The 16,931-nt window shown below is 64.0% G+C and carries 15 protein-coding genes; 5 read left to right on the top strand and 10 right to left on the bottom strand.

Annotated elements, in window-relative coordinates:
• Positions 1–111: 111 nt before the first annotated feature.
• Positions 112–1,332, bottom strand: a complete 1,221-nt coding sequence (locus tag Q0931_RS03435) for a pyridoxal phosphate-dependent aminotransferase (protein ID WP_299257321.1) — start codon at positions 1,330–1,332, stop codon at positions 112–114.
• An 87-nt stretch (positions 1,333–1,419) separates the two neighbouring features.
• Positions 1,420–2,367: a LysR substrate-binding domain-containing protein gene (locus tag Q0931_RS03430; RefSeq protein WP_299257319.1), complete on the bottom strand. Its 948-nt coding sequence runs from the start codon at positions 2,365–2,367 to the stop codon at positions 1,420–1,422.
• Between the two features lie 184 nt (positions 2,368–2,551).
• On the opposite strand from Q0931_RS03430, the gene Q0931_RS03425 reads away from it, so the two are divergent.
• The 4 genes from Q0931_RS03425 to Q0931_RS03410 all read left to right on the top strand — a co-directional run bounded on the left by Q0931_RS03425 (position 2,552) and on the right by Q0931_RS03410 (position 7,319).
• Complete coding sequence (locus Q0931_RS03425) at positions 2,552–3,943, top strand: gluconate:H+ symporter (RefSeq protein ID WP_299257317.1); 1,392 nt, start codon at positions 2,552–2,554, stop codon at positions 3,941–3,943.
• A gap of 78 nt (positions 3,944–4,021) precedes the next feature.
• Positions 4,022–4,990: a sugar phosphate isomerase/epimerase gene (locus tag Q0931_RS03420; protein ID WP_299257314.1), complete on the top strand. Its 969-nt coding sequence runs from the start codon at positions 4,022–4,024 to the stop codon at positions 4,988–4,990.
• Between the two features lie 53 nt (positions 4,991–5,043).
• Positions 5,044–5,994: a 3-hydroxyacyl-CoA dehydrogenase family protein gene (locus Q0931_RS03415; RefSeq protein ID WP_299257312.1), complete on the top strand. Its 951-nt coding sequence runs from the start codon at positions 5,044–5,046 to the stop codon at positions 5,992–5,994.
• A gap of 185 nt (positions 5,995–6,179) precedes the next feature.
• A complete protein-coding gene (locus Q0931_RS03410) occupies positions 6,180–7,319 on the top strand; it encodes an aldo/keto reductase (protein WP_299257310.1) in 1,140 nt (379 codons plus the stop codon).
• A gap of 244 nt (positions 7,320–7,563) precedes the next feature.
• On the opposite strand, the gene Q0931_RS03405 is transcribed toward Q0931_RS03410, so the two are convergent.
• Entirely contained in the window at positions 7,564–8,418 is an 855-nt protein-coding gene (locus Q0931_RS03405) for a GNAT family N-acetyltransferase (protein WP_299257309.1), read from the bottom strand.
• A 286-nt stretch (positions 8,419–8,704) separates the two neighbouring features.
• On the opposite strand from Q0931_RS03405, the gene Q0931_RS03400 reads away from it, so the two are divergent.
• Positions 8,705–9,343 (top strand): FAD-binding oxidoreductase, encoded by a 639-nt coding sequence (locus Q0931_RS03400; protein WP_299257307.1) that lies wholly within the window; start codon positions 8,705–8,707, stop codon positions 9,341–9,343.
• A gap of 309 nt (positions 9,344–9,652) precedes the next feature.
• On the opposite strand, the gene Q0931_RS03395 is transcribed toward Q0931_RS03400, so the two are convergent.
• The 7 genes from Q0931_RS03395 to Q0931_RS03365 are packed head-to-tail and all read right to left on the bottom strand — an operon-like array spanning position 9,653 to position 16,685.
• Positions 9,653–10,219 carry an NAD(P)-dependent oxidoreductase gene (locus Q0931_RS03395; protein ID WP_299257306.1) on the bottom strand — a complete coding sequence of 189 codons (567 nt, stop codon included), beginning with the start codon at positions 10,217–10,219 and terminating at the stop codon, positions 9,653–9,655.
• Positions 10,216–10,422 carry a hypothetical protein gene (locus tag Q0931_RS03390; RefSeq protein WP_299257304.1) on the bottom strand — a complete coding sequence of 69 codons (207 nt, stop codon included), beginning with the start codon at positions 10,420–10,422 and terminating at the stop codon, positions 10,216–10,218. Before Q0931_RS03390 ends, Q0931_RS03395 begins: the two co-directional genes overlap by 4 nt.
• Positions 10,423–10,476: 54 nt before the next feature.
• On the bottom strand, positions 10,477–12,246 hold the full coding sequence (locus Q0931_RS03385) for a biotin carboxylase N-terminal domain-containing protein (protein WP_299257302.1): 1,770 nt from the start codon (positions 12,244–12,246) through the stop codon (positions 10,477–10,479).
• Positions 12,243–13,850 (bottom strand): 5-oxoprolinase/urea amidolyase family protein, encoded by a 1,608-nt coding sequence (locus Q0931_RS03380; protein ID WP_299257300.1) that lies wholly within the window; start codon positions 13,848–13,850, stop codon positions 12,243–12,245. The genes Q0931_RS03385 and Q0931_RS03380 overlap by 4 nt, the downstream gene beginning before the upstream one ends.
• A gap of 33 nt (positions 13,851–13,883) precedes the next feature.
• Positions 13,884–14,666, bottom strand: coding sequence for a putative hydro-lyase (locus tag Q0931_RS03375; protein ID WP_299257298.1), 783 nt, complete (start codon positions 14,664–14,666; stop codon positions 13,884–13,886).
• Entirely contained in the window at positions 14,663–15,433 is a 771-nt protein-coding gene (locus Q0931_RS03370; protein WP_299257296.1) for a 5-oxoprolinase subunit PxpA, read from the bottom strand. Before Q0931_RS03370 ends, Q0931_RS03375 begins: the two co-directional genes overlap by 4 nt.
• 13 nt (positions 15,434–15,446) lie before the next feature.
• Entirely contained in the window at positions 15,447–16,685 is a 1,239-nt protein-coding gene (locus Q0931_RS03365; protein WP_299257295.1) for an NRAMP family divalent metal transporter, read from the bottom strand.
• Positions 16,686–16,931 lie beyond the last annotated feature (246 nt).

Raw genomic sequence — 16,931 nt, 5'->3', positions numbered from 1 at the left:
ATGCCTGAAGTCAAACGAGGAAGTGAAGCCGCCATTATGGCGACATGAGAGGCATTATCAACGCGCTGCCAGTCGGTCGCCCCGGCAAGGGCACGACCGACCGGGAAGGCATCAGTTGTTCGCGACAGGCGCCGTCAGGGTCTCGCAGGCATGGGCAATGCGCTCGCAGGCCTCACCCAGTCGCTCGGTGGCGGCGGCAAAGGAGATCCGAAACCAGGGCGCCAGGCCGAAGGCCGTGCCCGGCACCACGGCCACATGGGCTTCATCGAGCAGAAAACCGGCCACGTCCACATCCCGCGTCAGTACCTCGCCTTTGGGCGTTTGACGATTGATCAATCCCTGACAGCTGATAAAAAGATAGAACGCGCCTTCAGGAGCGCGGCACGACAGCCCGTCAATGGCATTGAAGGCGGCCGTACACATGTCGCGGCGCTGGCGAAAGATCTCGAGGTGCTCGTCCAGAAAGTCGCGGGGACCGTTGAGGGCTTCCACGGCCGCGGCCTGCGAAATGGCGCTGGGGTTGGTGGTCATCTGTCCCTGCAGCATGGCCATGGCACGAATCAGATCCTTCGGGCCACCGCCAAAGCCGATGCGCCAGCCGGTCATGGCGTATCCCTTGGAGACGCCGTTGACGGTCAGGGTGCGCTCGAAAAGTTCCGGCACCACGGCAGCCAGGGTGGTAAAGGTCCAGCCGTCGTAGGCGAGATATTCATAGATGTCGTCGCTGATCACGAACACGTGGGGGTGGCGTTTCAATACCTCGCCCAGGGCGGCGAGCTCCTCGCGGTGATAGCCGGCGCCGGTCGGGTTGCCGGGGGAGTTGAGAATCAGGCATTTCGTCTTCGGCGTGATGGCGGCCTCGAGCTGCTCGGCCGTGAGCTTGAAGTCCTGCGTCTCATCACACTCGACACAGACCGGCATGCCACCGGCCAGACGCACCATGTCCGGATAGGAGACCCAGTACGGCGCCGGAATGATGACCTCGTCGTCCGGGTCGATCAGGGCAAACAGGGCGTTGAAGATGACCTGCTTGCCACCGGTGCCCACCGAAATCTGATCGGTGGCGTAGTGCAGACCGTTGTCCCGCTCGAACTTGGCCACCACTGCCTGTTTGAGCTCGGGGGTGCCATCGACATCGGTATAGCGGGTGTGACCCTCGTCGATGGCGCGCTTGCCGGCATGTGCGATATGGGCGGGCGTATCGAAGTCGGGCTCGCCCTGCGACAGGGTAATGACATCCAGCCCTGCCCGGCGCATCTCGGCGGCGCGGCGCGAGATATCGATCGAGGCAGAGGGCTTTATCGTGCTCAGGCGGCGGGCAAGCGTGGTCATGGTCAACCTTCCGATCAGCAGGGGAGAGGCGCCCAGAGTAACGGCTTTGACCGTGTGCGGCCACGCGCACACCGCGTATGGGTGTCGTCAGATCGGCGGAGGCTGGCGAATCAGCTGGCGCAGCAAACGCATCATGGCGGCCACGCCCGGCGGCAGCTGCTGGCGACGCAGGCTGACCAGCCCGTAGGGCTGTACGCTCAGACGCGTGGACGAGGAGATGATGCGAAAGCGCTGCGGGTCACATAGCAGCTCGGCCACCCCCCGGGTCGTGACCGTCAGGAAGGACGAGGCGTTGACCAGTGCCAGCGACGTGGCCAGATCCGAGGTGTCCACGATCCAGTGGGGCGGTTCAAGGCCGCGGTGACGCAGCAGGTCGTCGACGCGCTGGCGCATCAGGGTGCCGGGCGGCTGCAGTGCCCAGGGATAGTCGACCATGGTGGAAAGCGCCGGCACCGGCTGTTCGGCCAGCGGGTGCGACCGGCTGCAGACAAAGCAGATTTCTTCCTCGCCGATCTCCTCGAATACGAAGTGCTCTCCGGAGAAACCGGCCGGAATGCGAGAGATTACAAAATTGTAATGACCATCCATCAGTCCGGCGATCAGGGCGCGGCTGACATCGACGTGCACGTTGATGCGAAGTCCCGGGCGCTCGCCGTGCATCTGCTCGATGGCACGGGTCAACAGCGCCACGGCGGGCTCCATGACCGTGCCGACCCGGACCAGGCCTGCGTGGCCGGCGCGGATGGCGTTGAATTCTTCCCCCGCGCGTTCGAGCTCATCAATGATGGTCCGCGCCCGGCGAATCATCAGCTCGCCATACAGATTGGGCGAGAGCCCGCGGCCGTGACGTTCGAACAGGGTTGTGCCCAGGCGCTCTTCAAGCTCGATCAAAAGCCTTGAGGCCGCCGGCTGGCTGATGCCCAGCACTTCGGCGCTGCGATGCAGATTACCCTGTTCGCCGAGGGCCACAAAAAGCTGTAGATGACGCAACTTTAGTCGTGATCTAAAAAACCAGTCTTCCGGTAGAGTCCCCATGACGCGTGGCTCGTTATACAAGTGATATCAAAATGGTCATCATCTTTCGGCATGACCGGCATTGGTCGGGTATTGCCCGAGGACGATATCGTCTGCGGTATTGGACTTACAGTGATGTAAGGCATTTTGCGACCAATGGCGTATCGGTCTGCCCCGGTCGCCATGGCCTGATCCGGAGCCGGTTATGCCCAGCGCCCCCGAAGCCGCTTTATCCACACCTCTTCTGCTGTTGATCTCGGCCGTAGCGATTGCCATTTTGCTGCTGCTGATTATCCGCATACGACTGCATCCCTTTTTTGCCCTGGTCATTGTCAGCATCGGGACGGCGCTGGCCACCGGCATTGATGTCAGTGATCTGATGGCGACCCTGACCGGCGGCTTTGGCAAAACGCTGGGCAACGTGGCCATGCTGATCGGCTTTGGCGCCGTGCTCGGGCGGATTGTGGCCGTCTCCGGCGGCGCGCGGGTGCTGTCTGACACCCTGATTCGCATCTGCGGGCGCGAAAGAGCGCCGCTGGGGCTGTCGATTGCCGCACTGCTGTTCTGCTTTCCGATCTTTCTCGATGCTGCCTATGTGGTGATGCTGCCGATCATCTTTGCGGTGGCGCGCGAGCTCAAGGGATCGGTGCTGCTCTACGGGCTGCCGGTGGCGGGTGCCGCACTGGTCATGCATGCCCTGATGCCGCCCCACCCCGGGCCTGTGGCCGCAGCGGTCTTTCTGCACGCCGATATCGGCCTTGTACTGTTCGTGGGGCTGCTGGTCGGTCTGCCGACCTGGTATGTGATGGGGTATCACCTGGCCGTGAAGCTGGCCAACAAGACACCGTTTCAGCCGGTGCCCGATTTAATGGGCAGTGAGGAAAACGACGGCGCGCCACCCCCGGGCTTCAACACCGTGCTGCTGGTGCTGCTGCTGCCGCTGGTGCTGATCTTCATGAATACCGGTATCTCGACGCTGATCTCGGCCGGCACTCTGCCGGAGGACAATGCGCTGCTCGATGTCTTCGTCGTCATCGGCGAGACCCCGATTGCACTGTTGATCAGTACCTGCGTGGCGATGTGGCTGCTGATCTTTCGGCGCGGTCGCAAGGAGCCCATGGACGCCATCAACGACATTATCGAGCATGCGCTGGCGCCGGTATGCACCATCATCCTGATTACCGGCGCCGGGGGCATGTTCGGCGGTGTGCTGACCGCCAGCGGCATCGGCAACGCGCTGGCGGCCAGCCTTGATGCGATCGGCATGCCGCTGATTCTGGCCGGCTACCTGATCGCCTCGGTCATCCGCATTGCCCAGGGCTCGGCCACCGTCGCCGGTACCACGGCGGCCGGCATCATGGCACCTGCCGTACTGGCGCAGCCGGAACTGGCCGGCATGCCGGTGGCGTGTATCACCACGGCCATCGTGGCCGGTGCCATTGGCTACTCCCACGTCAACGATTCCGGATTCTGGCTGGTCGGACGGTTTCTTGAGGTCGACACCAAAACCATGCTCCGCACCTGGAGCGTGATGTCGGTCGGTATTTCCCTGATGGCCTTTGGTCTGGCCTGGGCGCTGTTTGCCCTGATCACCTGAACGCGTCATCCCTTTATCCATGGGCCCGGCCGCCGCTGCCGCCGGGCCCTGATTACAGCCCTCACAAGGAGATTCACCATGCCTTATACCGCTGATGACTGGCCGATCACGGCCGCCCTGCTGCAGTTTTCCGGCGTGGATGCACAGGGGCGTGCCGTCAACGATGCCGACGCCTCGCACTGGCGCAGTGTCTTTGATGAAGTGCGCGAGGCAGGCTTTGCCAATGCCGACCTCTTTGACGGCTGGGTCAAGCCCGGTGATCTGTCGACCCAGCGGCTGGAAGAGCTTTTGCGCACGGCAAAAGAGGCCAGCATTGGTCTGCCGTCGATCTCGGCCATTCGCCGCAGCGTGATCGATGCCGAGCACGGTGAGGAGAACCTGGCCTACAGCCACCGCACGCTGGAAGCTGCCGCGGCGCTGGGCTGCCAGGTGGTCTCCTTCGGCCTGCACCAGGCCCTGACGCCCGAACAGCAGAAACAGCTGTGGTTCTGGACGGTGGAGGGTCACAAGGACCCGAAGGCCGACCGCGACATGTGGAATCTGGCCGTCAAGCGTTTGCAGGAACTGGGTCGACACGCCGAAGAGCTGGGCCTTTTGATGTCACTCGAGATGTATGAGGACACCTACCTGGGCACGGCCGATTCCGCCGTGGCGCTGGTCAAGGATATCGGGCTGGACAACGTCGGCATCAATCCGGACGTGGGTAACCTGGTCCGCCTGCACCGTCCGATCGAGCCATGGCTCGAGGTCATGGAAAAGACCCTGCCGTATGCCAACTACTGGCACGTGAAGAACTATATCCGCGACGAGGATGTGGCGCGCGACTACTACGTGGCCATGCCGGCGCCGCTGGAGTCGGGCCTGATCAGCTATCGCAAGGCGTTCGAGATCGCATTGGCCAACGGCTTCCAGGGGATCATCTGCACCGAACACTACGGCGGCGATGGTCTGAGCGTGTCCAGCACCAATCAGAAGTACCTGCGCGAAAAGATTCTGCCGCGCACATCGGACTATGCCCTGGGCAAGAGCCAGGTGCGCCAGGGCTGAGCGGGTCGTGACCACAGTGTAACGACCCCAAGACCATAGGGAGTAAAGGTTTCATGACACGTAAAATTGCCATTGTCGGCTCGGGCTACATGGGCGGCGGTATCGCCCAGGTCATGGCGCTGGCCGGCGCCGAAGTCTTGATCAGCGATGTCTCGCTCGAGGTCACCCAGGCCAACCGCGAGCGTCTGATCGAGGAAACCCGCAAATTCGTTGCCGACGGGCTGTTCCCGAGTGATGCCGTCGAGCGCATCGAGCGCCAGGTAAAGGTCGCCGATTCCATCGAGGACGCGGTGCGCGACGCCGATTTCATCGAAGAGGCCGTGCCCGAGAAGATCGACATCAAGCATGACATCTTCAGACGTGTCAGCGCTGCGGCGCGTCCGGATGCGATCATCGCCACCAATACCTCGACCATCTCGATTGCCAGGCTGTCCGAAGCGGTCACCCACCCGGAGCGGTTTCTGGGCGTGCACTTCTCCAATCCGTCGCCGTTCGTGCCGGGCGTGGAGATCATCCCGCACGAAGGCACCGATCCGGCCGTGGTCGAGCGCGCCTGTGCCATTGTCCATGAGACCGGCAAGGAGACGGCCACGGTCAAGGACGTGACCGGCTTTGTACTCAACCGCCTGCAGTATGCGCTGTTTCACGAAGCCACCCAGCTGCTGGAAGAGGGCGTGGCCAGCCCCGAGGACATCGATACGCTGGTGCGTACCACGTTTGGCTTCCGGCTGCCGTTTTTCGGGCCGTTTGCGATTGCCGACATGGCAGGCCTTGATGTCTACAACTTCTGCTATCAGTCGCTGCAGACTGACTTTCCCGAGCGCTTTGCCACCCCCGAGGTGCTGAGTTCGCTGATCGAGCAGGGCAAGCTGGGGACCAAGAGCGGTGGCGGTTTTACCGACGTGCCGGCCGAGCGCATTCCGGACCTGATCGCCTGGCGCAACCGGGCCTACGTGAAGCTCTCCGAGCTGATGAAGGAGCTTGGGCCACCGCCGATGAAATAAACCGGCTGACGGTACGCCCCCAAAGCGCCCGCTCGATGTGTCGAGCGGGCGCTTTGTCATGTCTGGAAGCGTCATGTCTGGAAGCGTTGTGTCTGAAAGACGGTCGAAAGGGGGCATGGCCCCTGGAGCCGGCCTCGGAACTGCGCCAGGCTTGAAAGCGATACGTCCATTACAAGGAGAGTTTCATGGCATCACGACGCGAGTTTCTGGCCCTGAGTGCCGTGGCGGCGGCAGCAGGCGTGGCCGCACCGCGGCTCATGGCGGCGCAAAAGGACGGCGACAACGATCAGGGGCGACGTGATGAAGCGCTGCCGAAACAGCCACCGCTGGCCATGGACCTCTTTCCGCCCGAGCTGCACTATGGGGCAGGCGGCACGCAGATGGGCAACATGTACCGGGTGACTTCCGATGAAGAAGCCCGGGCCATGCTAACGGCGGCATGGGAGAGTGGTACGCGCTATTTCGATACCTCGCCCTGGTATGGGCTGGGCCTTTCCGAGCGGCGCCTGGGCCGGTTTTTGTCTGACAAGGACCCGAGCGAGTATCTGCTCTCCACCAAGGTCGGACGGCTGTTGACTCCGGATGCCTCGGTGGAAAGCGTCGGCATGTGGAAGGGCAACCTGCGCACCGACTACCGCTATGACTACTCCGCCGATGGGGTTCGCCGTTCGATCGAGGACAGCCTGCAGCGCATGGGCGTCTCCAAGATCGATCTGGTCTATATCCATGATCTGGCGCCGAGCAACGAAGACATGGGGCAGGAGTGGAAGCAGTATTTCGAGATCGCCCGCAAGGGTGCGATTCCCGAACTCGAGCGGCTTCGTGACGAGGGCATCATTGGCGGCTGGGGCATGGGCGTCAACGACATCGAGCCGAGCCTGGCGGCGATGGAGGCCGGCAGCCCCGATGTGATTCTGCAGGCGACCCAGTACACGCTGCTCAACCATCGCGACGCCATGGATCGTCTGTTCCCGGTGTGTCGTGAGCGTGACGTGCCCCTGGTCATCGGCGCACCGCTGGGCTCCGGCTTTCTCGCCGGCAGCACGTACTGGATGTATAAAACCGATATCCCGGATGGTTTCAGGGACAAGCGCGATCGCATTAGCGCCATTGCCCGTGAGCACGGCACGGATCTGCGTACGGCAGCGCTGCAGTTCACGGCCGCACCGGATGTGGTCGCCGCGACCATCCCGGGGGCGAGAACAGCCGAGCACGCCCGAGAAAATCACGCCTCGATGACGGCGAATATTCCGGCGGACTTCTGGGACGCGCTGAAATCTGAAAGGTTGATCGAGCAGGATGCGCCCGTGCCCGGTCAGGTCTGATCTGTAAGGTGCCCGCACCCGTCAATACGGCGTTAACCATTGAACCGGGAGACGCGTTACACCAGTAAACGCCGTTCCCTGTTCAGGGTGTGCCTTGTCCGGGCGTCGCCCGGTGACCTTCCAGACGGGACCCGAGTAGCTGCGCCGGAATTTCGGTGCTCAGGACAGCCGGGGTAATGTCCCTGGTCATTCAGGGCGATGTTTCATGTGAAACATCGCCGTGTCGCTCAGAACAGGAAGCGGTCTAGCCCAGTGCCTGATTGATCAGACCAAAGCGGGTCAGCGGGCTTTCCATGACCTCCGGGCCGTGGCGCATGCGCTCGATCCGATTCACGCAGGCAAGGCCTGCCGCCAGCAGGAGCTGATCGTCTTCCGGTTCGACCAGATCCAGACGGACGAACCGCCCCACGGTGCGCGCCAGCAAAAAGGCCATCATGGCGCGTGCCTGCTCGGGGGTTTGTGCCATGATCGGGCCGATATGGTCGCCACGACCATAGAGGCGTCGCAGCGCCACGCCGACCAGACGCCCGTCTTCTTCGATGACCACCCCCTCTTTGGCCTGACGGACGGTATCCACGTGGACCGGGTTGAGCGGCGCCATGGCCATGATCAGGTCGCGATCACTGTCACGCAGCGCGCGTAGTCCCGGCATGTCGGGCACCGCCACGGTGGCCGTCACGTTGCCCTGGTACTGGTAAATCGTGTTGCAGGGGCTGAAGCCGAGCTTGATATAAAGCGGGGCACCGGCCTCGGTGGCGACCAGCAGCTGGGTGCGCTCGCCGGACAGACCCATCAGGCGGGTCATCATCTCCCGTCCCAGCCCCCGTCCCTGCCAGTCATCATCAATGATCACAAGGCCCAGGGTAGCGATGCGGCCCTGGTTGAAACAGAACCCGGTGCCGATCAGTCGGCCCCGGGCATCCTCGATCGCCAGACCCACGCCAATGGCCAGCGAGGTTGCCCAGTCCTCATGACGATGCGGCCAGCCAAGCCGTGAAGAGAGGGCCCAGGCGGCGTCAAGATCTCTTTCCTGCAGAGTGCGCCAGGTGAAGACCTCCTGAAGGTCATCCGCCGGGCGGGTCGTTGATGAGTGACACATGACAGCAGGCTCCTTTTGAACGTGTCTGCGCGGGGCACTTACTGTCGCATGCGCTACCGGCGCGTGCCACGCCGGGATAGGGCCGTACAGGCAATTCGGCAGATCCGGCCGAATCGATGGGGTTTTGGCGCAGCAACTGCGACGGGCAGCATTCAAGATCAATCTGCATCACAAGAGCGTCCTGATCGATCTCGGTACCTGACGCGCCGGCAAAAACATCCTGTTCTGCAGCGCATGAAGGCTTCGATTGTATGATGGCCCACAACAAGAGAAGAGGTTTTCGAACATGTTTGTGAATGTAGATGCTGTCCACGATAGCGCTGACTTTCCCGAGCAGGTCGATGTGGTCGTGATCAGTGGCGGCATTCTGGACACCTGTGCCGCGCATGAGCTGGCCGGCCGCGGTGTGTCGGTCGCGCTGCTGGAAAAGGGCCTGATCGGCTGTGAGCAGTCGAGCCGCAACTGGGGCTGGGTGCGCCAGCAGAACCGTGCCCTGTATGAGCTGCCGCTGGCCATGCATAGCCAGAGCCGGTGGGATGCCCTGTCCCGCGATCGCCCGGGGCACGCAGGCGCGAGGCGCCTGCGTGCACCAGAACTGCGCGGTGCGCGGGCTGGATCTTGCCGGTGGGCGCGTGAGTGGCATGTGGACCGAGCGGGGGGGCTGATCCGCACCTCGAGCGCGATCTGCGCCAGCGGCGCCTGGAGCTCACGCTTTTGTCGGCGTCATGGCGTGGAGCTGCCCTCGGCCAACATCATGGGCCCCACGATTCAGACCACGCCAGCGCCCGAGGTGACTCCGGGCTGTCTGACCACGCCAAAGATTGCGCTGCGGCGACGGCTGGATGGCTACATCAAGCAGGCACAGCAGGAGCTGGCCAGCGCCGAGCAGTCCCTGCGCCAGGGGGCCGAACAGGCCACTGACTGAAAGCCTGCGCAACTCTGCGCTGATGGCCTTCATCGCCATGGTGATTGCGGCGTTGATCAGCAGTCTTGCCGGGCTTGGTGGCAGTAAAATGAGCCGTCGCCGCCACGCCTGAGCCTGCGTTCATGCAATGACGTGATCATTGACCCATGAGTGCTGCTGATACGCACCAGTGTCACGACCAGCGCCCGGCCATCGGCCGGGCGTTTCCATATTGGTATCATGTCTGCCACCACCGTGGGGCTCAGTAGCCACGTCCGCGATCCACCTGCCCGACCATGGCCTCGCCGCTCTGATGGCGCCGCAGGTTTTTCAGAAACACCGGAAAGGCTGGGTCATGGCGGCCACATGCGGGGTCATGAGAATGCGCGGGTCCTGCCTGAAGGGATGGCCTGAGGCCGGTGGTTCCTCGCGCAGTACATCCAACACCGCCCCCGAGAGCCGGCCCGTCTCCAGTGCCGCCGTCAGATTGGCCTCCACCAGATGATCGCCGCGGCCCATGTTGATCAGTGCCGCACCCGACGGCAGGCGCTCGAACAGGGCCCGGTCGAGCACGCCGCGGGTCTCAATGGTCAGGGGCAGTGCGCAGATCAGGATGTCACAGCGACCCAGAAAGTCGTCCAGTGCGGCCTTACCGGCATACGTAGTGACACCTGCCATCTCACGCGGCGTGCGTGCCCAGCTGCTGACCTGAAAGCCATACTGCGCGAGATGCTGCGCCATGGCACCGCCCAGCTGCCCCAGCCCCGGCAGGCCGATGCGTCGCTCACCGGCGGGCGTCAGCATGTGGGCCTGCCAGTGCCGATCACGCTGCTGGCGAACATGGTCGGCCATATGGCGATGCAGCCAGCGCGTGGCGAAGGTGGCGTACTCGATCATGCCCTGTGTTCGATGGCAGGGTCGAGCATGCGCACCACGGGGAGCGCATCGGGCAGTGCAGCAACATCGAACTGATCGATGCCGGCCGAGGTGGCAAAGAGCACGTCAAGATGGGGCAGCCGCGTGGCGATATCCTCCGGCGGCTGCCAGGCCAACAGATAGCGAATCTCGCTCGCATCGACGGGTGATGGGGTGTATACCACCGGGAGGCATAAAGAAGGGGCGCCGCAGCGCCCCTGGTCATGATGATCCGTTGATCAGGGCCCTTCCGATGCGATCTCCGCCATCACCTGCCCTGCCTCCAGCGTATTACCCGCCTCGATGCGAATGGCCAGCCGGCCGCTGGTCTCGGCCGTGATCTGTGTCTCCATTTTCATCGCCTCCATGATCGCAATGACGTCGCCTTCGTTGACCCGAGCGCCGTCCTCGACCTGCCAGGCCAGCAGCGTGCCGCTGATGGGGGCCGTGACGCTGCCTTCTGTCGACGCCTGCTCCGTCTCGACGGCCAGGCCCGCCTCGCTCGAGCCAAAATGCTGCAGCAGCGCAGCAGGCAGCCCGATGCGATGGCGCTTGCCATCGATATCGATCATGGCGTGCAGCATGCCGGGCTCGGTGGCCGGGGGCTGGCGAGGTGCCCACTTAAGAGTGTCCTGAAAGTCGGTCTCGATCCAGCGCGTATGCACATTGAACGTGTCGGCGCCGGTGAAATCCGGGTGCGCCATCACCGCGCGGTGAAAGGGCAACGTTGATGCCACGCCGTCGATCTCGAAGTACTCGAGCGCGCGGCGCGCCCGGGCAATGGCCTGTTCGCGGGTGGCGCCGGTGACGATCAGCTTGGCCATTAATGAGTCGAAGTGTCCCGAGACGCGGCCGCCGCTTTCAACGCCGCTGTCGAGTCGTACGCCGGCGCCGGTGGGAGCGCTGAAGATCTTGACGGTGCCGGGTGTGGGCAGAAAGCCCTTGGCGGCGTCCTCGGCGTTAATGCGAAATTCGAAGCTGTGGCCGCGCGGTGTGGGCGTCTCGGTAAAGGAGAGCGGATGGCCTTCGGCAATGCGCAGCTGCTCGATGACCAGATCCACACCGGCCGTTTCCTCGGTAACCGGGTGTTCGACCTGCAACCGCGTGTTGACCTCGAGAAAGGAGAGGGTGTTGTCGCTGGCGAGCAGAAATTCGACCGTGCCGGCACTGATATAGCCTGCTCTGGCGCAGATGTCGTGGGCAGCCTGATGAATCTGCTGGCGCTGCTCGTCGCTTAAAAAGGGCGCCGGGGCCTCCTCGACAAGCTTCTGATTGCGCCGCTGCAGCGAGCAGTCGCGGGTGCCGACCACCACCACGTTGCCGTGGCGGTCCCCCATGATCTGGGCCTCAATGTGGCGCGGGCGATCAAGATACTGCTCGACGAAGCATTCGCCGCGGCCGAAGGCGGCCTCGGCTTCGCGCACCGCCGAGTGGTAGCACTCGGTCACCTCATCCATGCGCCAGGCGACCTTGAGACCGCGCCCGCCACCACCAAACGCGGCCTTGATGGCGATCGGCAGACCCACCTCTTCGGCAAAGGCCACGACCTCCTCGGCGCTTTCCACCGGGTCTTCGGTGCCGCGGGCCAGCGGCGCACCTGCCTTGAGCGCCAGCCGCCGTGCCTGGACCTTGTCCCCCAGCACATCGATGGTCTCCGGGTTCGGACCGATCCAGATCAGCCCGGCGTCCTGTACGGCGCGGGCAAAGTCGGCGCGCTCGGAAAGAAAGCCATAGCCCGGATGCACGGCATCAACATTGGCACGGCGGGCAACGTCGAGCAGCTTCTCGATCGATAGATAGCTTTCCCCGGCGCGTTCACCGCCCAGCCCGTAGGCTTCATCGGCCAGGCGCACGTGCAGGGCGTCGAGATCGCCTTCGGCGTAGACAGCCACGGAAGTGACGCCGTAGTCGCGACAGGCGTGGATGATGCGCACGGCGATCTCACCGCGATTGGCAATCAGCACTCTTTTCAGGGGGCGCAGGGCGTTGGGAGCGTCGGGTGCGTTCATGGCGTGACCTCATGCAGGCTGTCGTCACCGGCAAGCGGTGCGAAACGGGTAAGCGGATGGAAGCGAACGGTGGTGCCGGGGGGAATCTGCCCGGCCAGGTCCAGATGGTGATCGGCCACGCAGGCGATCACCGGGTAACCGCCGGTCAGCGGATGATCGGCCAGAAACAGTACCGGCTGGCCGCTGGCCGGCACCTGCAGGGCACCGGTGACCGTGCCCTCGCTGGGCAGTTCACCGTGATGCTGGCGAGAAAGTGAGTGCTCACCTTCCAGACGAATGCCGACCCGGTCGGAGTGCGGGGTGACCTGCCAGTGTTGTTCACACAAAAGGGCCAGCGCCTCATCAGTGAACCAGTCGCTGCGCGGACCCATGACGATATCGAGCGTGATGCATTCACCGGCACGGGGCAGATCGAATTCGGGCGACTCACCCAGTGACAGCGCCGTGACGGGGCCATTGGCCGAGTGCAGCAGGTCGCCGCGTTTCAAGGGCGCCGGCCCCAGCCTTGCCAGGGTATCGGTAGCACAGCTGCCGAGCACCGGCGTGACGTCAAAACCGCCGCGCAGGGCCAGATAGCTGCGCACTCCGGCCGTGGTCGCCCCCAGGGTCAGGGTGTCGCCTTCGGCCAGCTCAATGGGCTGCCAGGGGCGGGCTTCATGGCGTGCGCCATCGGCGGCAGTGATAGAGACCGCGGTTTCTGCACCGGTGATCGCCACGATCGCGGGCTGATGGCAGACCAGTGACAGCCCGCCCTGGGCAACCTCGAGGGCCGTGGCATCTGACGGGTTGCCAACGATCCGGTTGGCGGCACGCAGGGCGCTTTTGTCCATCGCCCCGGCGCTTGAGACCCCCTGGCCGGTCTGGCCTTTGCGGCCGAGGTCCTGAAAAAGGCTCTGCAGCCCGGGCTGCAGGACTTCCAGCCACGGCGTGGTCGCACTCTCCGCCGTTTGGGTGACCTCGCGGGGGACGCTGACGCTGACCCGTTCAGGCGCGTCTTCGGTGGCACCAAAACGCACGCGCATGCCGGGCTGGAGCAGTGCGGCCGGCTCGCGGTGGAGGTCCCACATCTCTAGCGGGGTGGTCCCGATCAGCTGCCAGCCGCCGGGGCTGTCGGTGGGGTAGATGCCACTGAAGGTACCGGCCAGCGCCACGGAACCCGCCGGAATGCGGGTGCGGGGCGTGTCGCGCCTTGGCACATCAAAGCCCGCGCCGCCGGCCAGATAGGCAAAGCCCGGCGCAAACCCGCAGAAGGCGACCTGATATTCATGCTCGCCGTGCCGACGGATTACCTCGTCGGTGCTCATTCCCAAAAGCCTTGCCACGTCATCAAGGTCTTCACCGTTATAAAAAACGGGTATCTCGATCAGTTCGCCGTGCTGATGGCTGCCTCCACTGCTCACGGGGCGTGCCATTAGCGTATGGGTCAGCTGTTCGGCGCTGATGCGGGACGGGATGAAGCTCACCAGCAGGGTGCGCGCTGCCGGAATGACGTTTGTAACGCCACTGATCGGCTCGCGCTGGAGCTGGTCGAAAAGCCCCAGCGCCTGCGACAGGTCATCCAGCTCGACCAGCAGGGTGCTCAGGTTGACGGGAAGTATTCTCACGGGAACTCCTGAAAGCGTGCCGTAGCGTGTCGGTCAGATGTGATAGCGGCTGTCCGGCACATCGGTGATGAACATGTGCCCGGGCGCGTGGGTAAGGGCAAAGGGCACCTTCGAGGCCATCACGGCAGCCTGCGGGGTCACGCCACAGGCCCAGAACACCGGGATTTCACCGGGCTCGATGCGCACGGGGTCGCCGAAGTCGGGGCGGTCGATGCCCCGGATGCCCAGCGCCCCCGGGTCGCCCACGTGAATCGGGGCGCCGTGCACGCCGGGGTAGCGCGCGGTGATGGTGCTTGCCCGGGCGATATGGGCGGCCGGGAGCGGGCGCATCGAGACCACCACGTCGCCCTGCAGTCGCCCGGCCGGACGACAGGGCAGGGTGGTGCGATACATCGGCACATTGGTGTTATCCGTGATGTGGCGCACCTCGATGCCGGCCTCGATCAGGGCGCTTTCAAAGGTGAAGCTGCAGCCGATCAGGAAGGTGACCAGATCCGGATGCTCTTCCCAGCTGGGCCGGGCATCATCGAGCTCCTCGATGAGCACGCCGTCGCGCCAGAGCCGATAGCGCGGCAGGTCGGTGCGAAGGTCCGCGCCTTCGGCAAGCCCGGTGCGCCAGTCGCCGGGGTCGCTGACCTCCAGTACCGGGCAGGCCTGCGGATTGCGCTGGGCATAGAGCAGGAAATCCCATGCCCAGTCGCGTGGCAGGGCGATCAGATTGGCCTGGGTCATGCCCGGGGCGAGTCCGGCGGTGGGGCGACACTCGCCGGCGCGAAAGCGCTCGCGCGCTTGGCGGGCCTGGTCGATGGCGCTCATGGGGTTGCTCCTGCAAAGGCCCTGAGCTCAATGCCGGCCCGGGTCAGCCGCGTCCGCACGGCTTCGGCCAGCGCCACGGCGCCGGGGCTGTCGCCATGCACGCAGATGGAGTCGGCGGCAAGGGCAATGTCGTGGCCGTCGAGGGTTTCGATGACGCCATCACACACCAGCCGCTGCATCCGCTCGGCGACCTGGTCGGCATCGTGCAGCACGGCGCCTGCGTCCCGGCGCGAGACCAGGCTGCCATCACGGTGATAGGCACGATCGGCAAAGGCCTCGGCGGCGACGCGCAGACCGGCCTTGCGCGCCCACTCATCCAGCGGTGAGCCTGCCAGCGTCATCAGCACCAGCGAGGCGTCCACATCATCAATGGCGGCCATTACGGCCTCGGCCTGGCGCCGGTCGTGAGCAATGGTGTTGTAGAGCGCCCCGTGTGGCTTGACGTAGCGCACCTGCGTGCCGGCAGCGCGGGCCAGCCCCTTGAGCGCGCCGATCTGATAGATCACATCGGCGCGCAGTTCATCGCTTGCGATATCCATGTTGCGTCGGCCAAAGCCCACCAGATCCGGATAGCCGACATGGGCACCGACGGTGACGCCATGGCTGGCCGCCGCCTTGAGGGTGCGCAATATGCCGGCCGGGTCGCCGGCATGAAAGCCGCAGGCGACATTGGCGCTGGTGACAATACCGAGCATGGTGGCGTCATCGCCCATGTGCCACTGGCCGAAGCTTTCCCCCAGATCGCTGTTTAAATCGATAAAGGACATGTGAGGCTCCTGTTCAGGCAGACGGTGTCAGAAAGGCAAAGATCGGGCCGATGGCGTTAAAGCCCATGTACCAGGTGAGCGCGCAGACCACCGCACCGGAAACCAGCAGCCAGCGCGGGTAGCGATGCCCGTGCATGAGATCACGACGCTGCCAGGCGACATAAATGAACAGTGTCAGCCCCACCGGCAAAATCAGGCCGTTGAAGCCGCCGACAAACACCAGCAGCGCCGCCGGCGGGGTGCCCACCGATACGAAGGCGATCAGTGAGACGGCGATAAACACCAGCGTGGCGCGGTTACGCACACCTTCGCTGATACCGGGGCGAAAGGCACTCAAAAAGGTCATCGAGGTATAGGCCGCCCCGATGATGCTGGTGATGCCCGCAGCCCAGAGGATCAGGCCAAAGGCACGCAGCCCCAGCTCGCCGGCGGCGGCCTGAAAGGCCTGGGCAGCGGGATTGGCACTCTGGCTGGAGACGTCGATGACCACGCCGCTGGCCACCACGCCGAGAATGGCGAGAAACAGGATGTAGCGCATCAGCCCGGTGACCAGAATGCCGCGCAGCGCGGCCTTCGAGACGGTCTCGACATTCTCGACGCCGCCCAGGCCGCGGTCCAGCAGGCGGTGAGCGCCGGCGTAGGTGATATAACCGCCGACGGTGCCGCCCACGATGGTGGTGATGGTGGCGAAGTTGATGGTATCGGGCATGACGGTCTGGCGCAGTGCCTCGCCTACGGGCGGGTTGGAGGCGATGGCGACGAACACCGTCATCGCCATCATCAACACGCCCAGCACAATGATGATGCGATCGATGGCCACGCCGGCGCGTCTGGAGGAGAAAATGCCGGCGGCAATCACGGCGCTGATCAGCCCGCCCCAGGTGGTGTCCAGCCCCAGCAGGGCATTGAGCCCCAGACCTGCACCGGCGATGTTGCCGACGTTGAAGGTCAGTCCGCCAATGATGATCAAAATGGCCAGTAGATAACCGCTGCCGGGCAGCGCGGCGTTGGCGACTTCGGGGGCGCGCATGCCGGTGACGGTCACCACGCGCCAGATGTTGAGCTGTACGACCAGGTCAATCAGGATCGAGGCCAGAATACCGAAGGCAAAGGCGGCGCCCATCGTGGCGGTAAAGGTGGCGGTCTGGGTAATGAAACCGGGGCCCACGGCCGAGGTGGCCATCAAGAATACGGCACCAATCAGTGAAGCGCGTCGGGAGCGGGCGAACCCGACGTCAGGAGTATCTGCCATGTCAAAGGCTCCGAAAGAGGAAGGGGCACAGGCCATACCAGCAATTGGCGTGCCACAATGGGCTGATCGTTCGAATTTTGTAGGTGTTGTCCGTATCGATTGTTCAACAATAGCCCTGACGGCAGCCCGTGGATATTCGACTTGTGTTTCATTTCGGCGCAACGCAGCGCTTCGAGGCACTCTTTTGGTGCGCGCGGCGAGCTTGTCGACAGCCCCCTTTATCGGGAACACTGGACGCCTGTGTAA

The organism is uncultured Kushneria sp. (assembly GCF_947497025.1).
Lineage (GTDB): Bacteria > Pseudomonadota > Gammaproteobacteria > Pseudomonadales > Halomonadaceae > Kushneria.
This window is presented reverse-complemented; position numbering and strand designations above follow the sequence as displayed.